The sequence below is a fragment of the Actinoplanes sp. NPDC020271 genome (assembly GCF_044388125.1).
Taxonomy (GTDB): Bacteria; Actinomycetota; Actinomycetes; order Mycobacteriales; family Micromonosporaceae; genus Actinoplanes.
In genome coordinates this window covers 26,273-34,250 of sequence record NZ_JBIRWQ010000051.1, presented here as the reverse complement: position 1 = coordinate 34,250, position 7,978 = coordinate 26,273, and the positions used below count along the sequence as shown (strand labels likewise).

The following is a 7,978-nucleotide window of genomic DNA, read 5'->3' as shown; positions in this document are numbered from 1 at the left end:
AACTGCTCGGGATACTTCGAGGGACGAGGCACCGGGACATCCTTCCCCAGACTGCTGTCTGGTTTCGAGATGTCCGGTCCCGAGGGGGAACCTCACACCCGGTATTCGCCGGGTGAGCCTCTTCGTTGCCGCTCAAGCGGTTAGTCAGGGTTGTTGTGTTCAGGCATGACGAGCACGATCCTTCCGGCCCGGATGTGACTGAGCACGATAGGGAGCCTGAAGTCACGAGGTTGCATGATCACGGTCAGCGTTTCCGAGTCATCGGCTGCGTCGACGTTCCCGCCTTCCGGTTCTTCCCTTCGGCCGGGACTGTTTGCCGTGACGGCATCGCCTTCTTCGGCGTTGGCGTTAGCCGTCGTACATCGGTCCGCCACGGTACGGCGCTGCCGTGGCGTTGCTGGTTCCTCCGGTATGGGTGGAGTCGAGCGTGACGGGTCGTCAGCCATAGGCGGTCAAGGCCAATGATCTGGGACGTTGCGTGGTGGTGGCGCTGTTCATCTCGTACCTCCTTGGTTGGTGGAGCTAGTGAAATGGCCCGCAGAGCGGGAAGCTCTGCGGGCCATTGGTGGGATCGCGTGGTGTTGCATGAGAAAGCCCCGCCGGAGACGGGGGACCTCCGGCGGGGCTTTCGTTTGTGGGATTCGCTGCTTCGTCGTGCCGGCTAGCCCGACATGACGGAGCGTTGTTGGGTGACCGTGACGTTGGCCGTGGTGGCAGTCGTGATGGCGGGCTCGGTTCCCGTGAACCCGCCGCCGCTCCACGAGATGGCCCATGTCGCGACCGCGCGGACGGTGTAGCCGCCTCCGCCCGATGGGACAGTGTAGGTGTGGCCGCAATCCGGTGACTCGGCGTCCATGCCGGCCGACGGAGTCCACGGCGTGCCGGGGCCTTCGCACACTCTGGCGGCGGTGCCGTCTCCAGCGTCCCAGGTGATTTTCTCGGGAACGGCCTTGGCCGTGATGGTCAGCCCGCCTGCGGAGGCGGAGGCCGTCTGGGTCTGCCACGAGCCGGGTTGCACCCACCACCAGACCGGCACCCAGACAACCTGGGTGGCGGTGAACTTGGGGTTGGAGGCGATGACGGGAGTGGGGATCTCCAGGCTGTCCACGGCGCGCTGGGTGAGAACGGCGAGCGCGGCTGGTGGTTGGTCGAGGATGACGGTGCTGACGCTAAGCGTCTCGTCCGTTGCGGGATCGATGCATGTCCTGATCCACTCGTTGGTGGGCAGAAAGCCGCCGGAGTCCTTGCCGTAGTAACAGCCGTCGCTGCCGAGCCAGCCGAACGCGTTGTTGCATTCCACGGTCTGACCGCCGATGGTGCACGAGACGCTGCCACCATCGCCTCCGTGACTGCCTTTGCCGCCGCCGGTGTAGCCGACCTCGACCGTGCAACGGGGGTTGCCCGGCGATGTGGAACAGTCGACGCCGCCCCATCCGTCATCGGCTCGGCTCACGCCGGGCATCGCGACCATCAGGACGACGACGGCGACCAGCGGGAGGAGAAGACGTCTCATGGTTTGCATGACCCCACCTCTCGTACGGCGAGTTGGGTTACCTTCCAGGCGCCGTTGGCGAGCTTGAGGTCAGCGAGCGCGAGCCGGAATCCGCCCTTCTCTGACGACACTGGATCGCCGTTTGACTTGTAGAGGGCGGTGCCGCGTGTATCCATGCAGTCTTCTACGACTGCCGCGGTGGGGGCTTTGGCAGGGCTCACCGAGGTCACCTTGGCGTGGTTGATGGTGTCGCCTCGTGAGACAACGCCTTCTTTTTTGCGCTTGGCCAGTGCGGTGGTGAACAGGTCGAGCGCCGCGCCGGTGGTGTACTTGCGCAAGTCCGGGTCGTCGGGATCGCTAGTCCGGCCGGCCTTCTCGAAGGCGTCCTGCATACCGGTGTAGGCCGCGAGTGCCTGCTCTCTTGCCTCGTCGGGCGTCAACGGCGCCGCGGACGACGGTGGTGGTGGTGACGGGCTCGACGTGCCAGCCGCTGGCGCAGACGAGCCGGAGGTCGGTAGCTCGACCGGCGGTGAGCTGCCTTTGCCGCAGGCCGCGAGCAGTGCTGTCAGCGTCAAGGCCACGGCCAGCCTAGACCGTGTAGGTGCGCGACTCATGTCTGTCCTCCATCGCGAGAGGCCCCGAGCGATCATTCGTACTCGGGTTCCGGCGGGAGCGCTACCGACAGTTGTGCACGTACATGCTGTCTGTGGTCTTACGCGGCGCGCTCGTTCTGCTGCTGGTCATGCGCTGGGCATCTGCCGTCGCACTGATCGGCAGGCAGGTGCAAGTGTGTGTAGGCGTCGACGATGGCCTCGTAGGTGGCCAGCTGCTTCCGACCGCTTTCGCTGAGGCTGTACGTCTTGATGAGGCGGTTGCCTGATCGCTTGCTGTCGACCCGGACCAGGTTCGAGCGGGTGAGGCGGTGGAGGCTGCGCGTCAGAGCGTTGTCGTCGACGTGCTCACCGACGTGCGCTTCCAACTGTGAGTGCAACGCCCGGAACCTGAACGGCTTTTCGGCCAACACCGCCAAGATGGGAGGATCCCAGCGGGTGCGAAACAAGTCCGCAATCCGGATTAGCTGCTCGATGTCAATCTTTAATCCCCCGAATCCTGCAACTTGCACGAGCTAACACCGTGCCACCGGATGATCGTCGGTGGCAAATGTGTTTTACCTCGGTGACTCAACAGTCGACCGCTTCGGCCTCAATGGACAGTCGCGCTCATACTGACGACCGAGGTCAAGTCTAGATATGTCCTGACCTGTGGGTTCCCTGTGGCGAGGTGAGCCCGCACACGGACCCGGTGAACGTACATCGTGTACGTAGAGGGCCTACGTACGCAGTTGTCCGTGGCGATGCCTTGTGGATCTCCGGTAAGACGGAGATTCGCGTTTTCGCTACGGGGGTGATGAACCATGACCGTGGTCGCAGAGTCGCGCCGGATAGCGCCGGCCCGGCCGAGTCCTAATCCGACGGTGCAGCCGAAGCGGCGCTGGTCCTTGCTGATCGGTGGGCTTCTCTCGGTCCTGCTGTGCGCGGGCATCTTCGCGATGGTCCAACTCAGCGGCGATGCCCGGGTGCAGGTACTGGTGATTTCCCGCGCTGTGGCCGCTGGGCAACCGCTGACCGCCGAGGATCTGAAGGCGGTGCGTGTCGTTCCCGACCCCGGCGTCCCGCTGGTCAAGGCCGCGCAGGCGGACCAGGTGATCGGTCGAAGCCCGGCCGTGCCGCTGGCGCCCGGAACGCTGCTGGCGGAGTCGCAGCTCGGCCCGGCTGCCTGGCCCGCCGCTGGTCAGGCTGTTGTCGCTGCGGTGTTCAAGCCGGGAGGTGTTCCGTCGGGCCTGGCACCCGGCAGCCACACGCTGGTGGTGACCGTCGCCAAGAGCGACGTCACCGGCGCGTCCAAGTCGGGCTCGGTTGCGACGCCCGTCGCTGCGACGGTCGTCGACATCGCGGACGGCGCAGACGGCACAGGCACGACCATCGTCTCCTTGCTGCTGTCGCGCGACGACGCGGCGAAACTGGCCGGGGCTGGCTCGGATCTGTCCCTCGTCTTGGTGGCAGGCTGACATGCTGGTCGTCGTCACGTCCGTGAAGTCCGGCGGGGCCACCACCTTCGCCGCCGCACTGGCGGCGGTGTGGCCGGACGAGGCTGCTCTGTTGATCGAGGCGGATCCGGCCGGCGGTGACCTCGGCGGCTGGCATGGCCTGCCCGACAATCCCGGCTTGGCTTCGCTGGCCAACGCGTGCCGCAGTGGCCATCCCGACCTCGCCGAGCACACCGCTCGGCTGCCTTTCGGTGTTGACGCGGTTCTTGCCGCCGCCGGACGGCCGCAGGCGAGCGCAGCGATTGGGCTGCTGGCTGACGCGGAGCCCGCCCGCTGGGCGAAGGAGCGCCCGACCGTTGTCGACATCGGCCGTCTGGAGCCGGGCTCTCCGGCGCTGCCGCTGCTGGAGCTGGCGGATGTGGTCCTCGTCGTGGCCGGCGGTGATGCTCTGTCGCTGCTGCGCCTGTCGCTGGCCGAGATCCCCAGCGGCCGGGCACGGCTGGTCACGGTCGGCCGCGTCGATTATTCGATGAATGACCTTGCCAATCTCGTTGGCGTGCCGTTGATCGCGCAGATGCCGTGGGATCGGCACAGCGCCGAGATCATCGCGGGTAAGCGCCGGATCGGCCGGGCGTGGAACCGCCTCGGCTTGCCCGCGACCGCCCGAGCGTTGGCCGCGTCCCTTGTCCGCCAGGGCACATTCCCCGTGAGGTGAGCACCCGATGACCATTCCATTGACCACCGCGTTGCCGGAATCCGATCTCGTCGCGGAGCTTCGCGCCCAGGTGACCCAGGCAATGGGGGCGCACGCCGGAGGCGGCCTGCTGCCCGCGACCGAACGACGCGTACTTGCCGAGCGGTACACCGCCGAAGCTCTGGACGCCCTGGCCCGGCAATCGCTCGACGAGGGACGCGCGCCGTTGTCGGCGGAGGCCGAAGCCCGCGTCGCTCGCGCGGTCATCGACCACCTCGTCGGCGCGGGCGGCCTGCAACACCTGCTGAGCAACCCCGAAATCGAGAACATCCACGCCAACGGCGCCGACGAGGTCTTCATCCGCTACGTCGGCGGCAAGTCCGAGGTCGGGCCACCGATCGCCGAGTCCGACGAGGCCATGATCGAGATGATCCGGGCGCTGGCCGCCGAGGCCGCGCTCGGTGCCGACCTGTCCGGTCAGGGCGAGGAGCGCACCTTCGACCGCGCCAACCCGGTACTGGACATGCGGCTACGCGACGGAGAACGGCTGTGCGCGACGATGTCGGTGTCGAGCCGACCCGCGCTGGCGATCCGCCGCCCCACGATGTTCAACGCCGACCTCGACGATCTGATGGCCAAGGGCATGCTGGACGAGCCGTTGTGCCGCATCATCCAGGCCGCGATGCGCGCCAAGCTCAACATGGTGTTCGCAGGCGGCACCAACACCGGCAAGACCACCTTCGCCCGAGCAGCCGCCCGCGCGATCCCGCCGCACGAACGTCTGGTCACCATCGAGGATCAGTACGAGCTCGAACTGAAGGATCCGGTCGCGCATCCCAACGTCGTGATGTTCCAGGCGCGGCGGCCGAACCTGGAAGGCGTCGGCGCGGTCCCGATGACGGCACTGGTGCACACCGCGCTGCGCCTCGACCCGGATCGGGTGATCGTCGGCGAAACCCGCGGCGACGAAGTGATCGATCTACTCAAGGCTATGAGCCAGGGCAACGACGGCAGCTTCGCCACCATCCACGCGTCCAGCAGCGTGCAGGTGTTCACCCGCATGAAGCTGTACGCCAAGCAGTCACCGGAGAAGCTGGACTTCGACGCGTCCGCGATGCTGATCGCCGAGGCGCTGGATCTGGTCGTGCACCTGGACTGGACTCCGCAGAAGACCCGCGTGGTGTCCAGTGTCCGGGAGGTCGTCGGCTTCGACGGCGGCGACGTCATCTCCAACGAGGTGTGGCGGCCCGGCCACGAACGACGCGCGGTGCCCAACACGCCCTTGCGCACCGAGACTCTGGAACGCCTGGAAGCTGCCGGGCTCGACCCGCACATCATCGACCGGGTCGGGTGGTGAATCATGACCGCACTCGCCGCCCTGCTCGGGGCAGGCGTCGGCCTGGGGTTCCTGGCGGTCTTCGCCGGTCTGCGCCCGTCAGCGGCCAGCGGACCGCACCGCGCCTCCGGGATCCGGTTCACCCGTGAGCACGTCATCCGGCTCGCCGTCGCGGTGGCCGTGGCCGCGCTGGCGGGGCTGCTGACCCGCTGGCCGGTCGGCGCGATCCTGGCCGGGATCGGCGCGTACGCGCTGCCGATCGCTTTGGGCACGAACAAGAAGGCCACCCGTGCCCTCGCCCGCACCGAGGCCGTCGCCGTGTGGACCGAAATGCTGCGCGACAACCTGTCCGGCGCGTCCGGACTCGAACAGTCGATCCTCGTCACCGCCCCGTACGCGCCGGCCGCCATCAAGGACGAGATCGACGACCTCGCCGCCGCCGTGCGACTCGGTCACCGGCTTCCGGTCGCCCTGGCCGAGCTGCGAGCCCGGCTCGATGACCGGACCGGTCGTCTGGTGGTGCGGGCACTGGTCCAAGCCTCCACCCGCCAGTCCCGGCAGCTCGCGGACCTGCTGACCGAGCTGGCCAGCCGGGCGCGCGCCCGCGCCACCCTGCGCCTGAAGATCGCACCCGGGCACGCGAAGATCCGCACCAACGCGCGGGTCATCACGGCTTTCACGATCGTTATGGCGGTCGGGCTGATCGTGTTCAACCCGTCGTTCCTCGCCCCGTATCGCAGCATCGCCGGTCAGCTCACACTGTTGGTCGTCGGTGCCATCTTCGCGGTCGGGTTCCTGGGCATTGCCCGCCTGGCCCGGATCGGCACGGTCGAGGGAGCCCGGACATGATTACCGCGACCATGCTGGGCGCGGGCACCGGACTCGGTCTAGCAATGCTCGTCGCCTTCGCCTTCCCTGCCCGGCCTACGCTGGCGCAGGCGTTCGCCGCCCTGCATCCCCGCACTACCGGCATGACGATCTACGCGCGCCCGTTCATCCCGTCGGAGAACTCGGGGCAATTGGCGGTGCTCGGCCGCCCATTCGCTCCGCTGCTGGAGCGGCTCGGCCTGCCCCGCGCGAAGGTCCGTGCCGACTTGGGAATCTGCGGCCGCGACCCCCGCCGGCATCTGGCCGAGCAAGCCGCGATGGCCTTGCTGGGCTTCCTGCTGCCACCGGCGTTCGTCGCCGTGGTCGCCCTCGGTGGCACGTCGATCGGCTGGCAACTGCCGGTGTGGGCGTCGCTGATCCTGGGCGCGCTCGGCGCGTTCGTGCCGGATCTGGCCGTGGCGTCCGAGGCGGTCAAACGCCGCGCCGAGCTACGCGAAGCCATCTCGGAGATGCTGGACCTGGTCGTGATCTCGCTGGCCGGTGGAGCGGGCGTGGACCAGGCGCTGCGCGACGCCACCACTGAATCCGAGGGCTGGGCGCAAACCGCCCTGCGGCAGGCCGTGGAAGCTGCCCACCTGCGCCGGGTTCCGCCGTGGCAGACCCTCGGGGCGCTCGGCGAAACTGCCGGGCTGACCGCGCTGGCCGAGCTGTCGGCCGCGCTGGCGATGGCAGGCAGTGAGGGCGCCCGGATCAAGTCGACGCTGTCCGCCCGCTCGTCCGCGCTGATGACCCACCAACTCGCCGAGGCCGAAGCCGCCGCCGCGTCCGCGACCGAACGGATGGTGCTGCCGCTGGTCTGCCTGCTCGGCGGGTTCCTCATCTTCCTGATCTTCCCCGCCTTCGCCACGATCCTCGGGGCGTTCTGAAAGCTCCGGTCCGGAACTCACCGGATTGGTCAACCCGACACGGGAGGTATTCGACATGTTGGACTACCTGGCTGCGTACGCCGCAGCCTACACACAGCAGTTCCGGGAAAGCTCGCAGCGGCACCGCCGCGACGGCGGCTACAGCACGGAGATGATCGCCGTTACCGCGTTCATCGTCGCGCTGGCACTGGCGGCCTTGGCGATCCTCGGGCCGAAGGTGATGGCGAAGATCGAAGGCGTCTCGTTGTGAGTCCTGCGCCGCGGCGCCGGCGCGATCGAGGGGCGGCCAGCGTCGAGCTGGTGCTGGCCACCCCTCTGCTCGGTTTGCTGCTGATGGCAGGCGTCCAGTTCGCCGTCTGGCAGCACGCCAGCCACATGGCGCAGGCCGCCGCCAACGAGGGCGTGCAGATCGCGAGGGCCTACGGCAGCAGCGCCGCCGCCGGACGTTCCGACACCGAAGCGCTGCTGGCCGACCTGTCCGGCGGGGCGCTGTCCGGCACCTCGGTCAGCGCCAGCCGAACCGCCACCACCGCCACGATCACCATCACGGGCCACGCCGAGGCGGTCATCCCGGGCCTGTCGCTCCCGATCAAAGTCACGGTCACCGCACCCGTCGAACGGATCCCGCCAGTCACCTCAAACGCTACGTAAGGAC

General features: G+C 68.0%; 10 protein-coding genes. 7 read left to right on the top strand and 3 right to left on the bottom strand.

Annotated features, from left to right (window positions below; genetic code table 11):
* Positions 1–661: 661 nt before the first annotated feature.
* The 3 genes from ACH442_RS46705 to ACH442_RS46695 all read right to left on the bottom strand — a co-directional run bounded on the left by ACH442_RS46705 (position 662) and on the right by ACH442_RS46695 (position 2,522).
* Positions 662–1,522, bottom strand: a complete 861-nt coding sequence (locus ACH442_RS46705; protein WP_396344672.1) for a hypothetical protein — start codon at positions 1,520–1,522, stop codon at positions 662–664.
* Positions 1,510–2,073, bottom strand: a complete 564-nt coding sequence (locus ACH442_RS46700) for a hypothetical protein (RefSeq protein ID WP_396344671.1) — start codon at positions 2,071–2,073, stop codon at positions 1,510–1,512. The genes ACH442_RS46705 and ACH442_RS46700 overlap by 13 nt, the downstream gene beginning before the upstream one ends.
* Before the next feature lie 131 nt (positions 2,074–2,204).
* Complete coding sequence (locus tag ACH442_RS46695) at positions 2,205–2,522, bottom strand: hypothetical protein (RefSeq protein ID WP_396344670.1); 318 nt, start codon at positions 2,520–2,522, stop codon at positions 2,205–2,207.
* Between the two features lie 384 nt (positions 2,523–2,906).
* Here ACH442_RS46695 and ACH442_RS46690 point away from each other — a divergent pair, with 384 nt between their 5' ends.
* From ACH442_RS46690 to ACH442_RS46660, 7 genes are read left to right on the top strand one after another with little or no spacing between them, the layout of a single operon-like run.
* On the top strand, positions 2,907–3,560 hold the full coding sequence (locus tag ACH442_RS46690) for an SAF domain-containing protein (RefSeq protein WP_396344669.1): 654 nt from the start codon (positions 2,907–2,909) through the stop codon (positions 3,558–3,560).
* Position 3,561: 1 nt separating this feature from the next.
* The gene (locus tag ACH442_RS46685) at positions 3,562–4,254 is read left to right on the top strand and encodes a hypothetical protein (RefSeq protein ID WP_396344668.1); all 693 of its coding nucleotides are present in this window, start codon (positions 3,562–3,564) and stop codon (positions 4,252–4,254) included.
* 7 nt (positions 4,255–4,261) lie between these two features.
* A complete protein-coding gene (locus ACH442_RS46680) occupies positions 4,262–5,590 on the top strand; it encodes a CpaF family protein (RefSeq protein ID WP_396344667.1) in 1,329 nt (442 codons plus the stop codon).
* Between the two features lie 3 nt (positions 5,591–5,593).
* Positions 5,594–6,418 carry a type II secretion system F family protein gene (locus tag ACH442_RS46675; RefSeq protein ID WP_396344666.1) on the top strand — a complete coding sequence of 275 codons (825 nt, stop codon included), beginning with the start codon at positions 5,594–5,596 and terminating at the stop codon, positions 6,416–6,418.
* Entirely contained in the window at positions 6,415–7,323 is a 909-nt protein-coding gene (locus ACH442_RS46670) for a type II secretion system F family protein (RefSeq protein ID WP_396344665.1), read from the top strand. The genes ACH442_RS46675 and ACH442_RS46670 overlap by 4 nt, the downstream gene beginning before the upstream one ends.
* Before the next feature lie 55 nt (positions 7,324–7,378).
* Complete coding sequence (locus tag ACH442_RS46665) at positions 7,379–7,573, top strand: hypothetical protein (protein WP_396344664.1); 195 nt, start codon at positions 7,379–7,381, stop codon at positions 7,571–7,573.
* Positions 7,570–7,974, top strand: coding sequence for a TadE/TadG family type IV pilus assembly protein (locus tag ACH442_RS46660; RefSeq protein ID WP_396344663.1), 405 nt, complete (start codon positions 7,570–7,572; stop codon positions 7,972–7,974). Before ACH442_RS46665 ends, ACH442_RS46660 begins: the two co-directional genes overlap by 4 nt.
* The last annotated feature ends 4 nt before the right edge of the window (positions 7,975–7,978 follow it).

Excerpts from the sequence above, each read along its gene's own strand:
- ACH442_RS46670 (WP_396344665.1), top strand. The coding sequence starts at position 6,415 with ATGATTACCGCGACCATGCTGGGCGCGGGCACCGGACTCGGTCTAGCA.
- ACH442_RS46705 (WP_396344672.1), bottom strand. The coding sequence starts at position 1,522 with ATGCAAACCATGAGACGTCTTCTCCTCCCGCTGGTCGCCGTCGTCGTC.
- ACH442_RS46690 (WP_396344669.1), top strand. The coding sequence starts at position 2,907 with ATGACCGTGGTCGCAGAGTCGCGCCGGATAGCGCCGGCCCGGCCGAGT.
- ACH442_RS46685 (WP_396344668.1), top strand. The coding sequence starts at position 3,562 with ATGCTGGTCGTCGTCACGTCCGTGAAGTCCGGCGGGGCCACCACCTTC.
- ACH442_RS46680 (WP_396344667.1), top strand. The coding sequence starts at position 4,262 with ATGACCATTCCATTGACCACCGCGTTGCCGGAATCCGATCTCGTCGCG.
- ACH442_RS46675 (WP_396344666.1), top strand. The coding sequence starts at position 5,594 with ATGACCGCACTCGCCGCCCTGCTCGGGGCAGGCGTCGGCCTGGGGTTC.
- ACH442_RS46665 (WP_396344664.1), top strand. The coding sequence starts at position 7,379 with ATGTTGGACTACCTGGCTGCGTACGCCGCAGCCTACACACAGCAGTTC.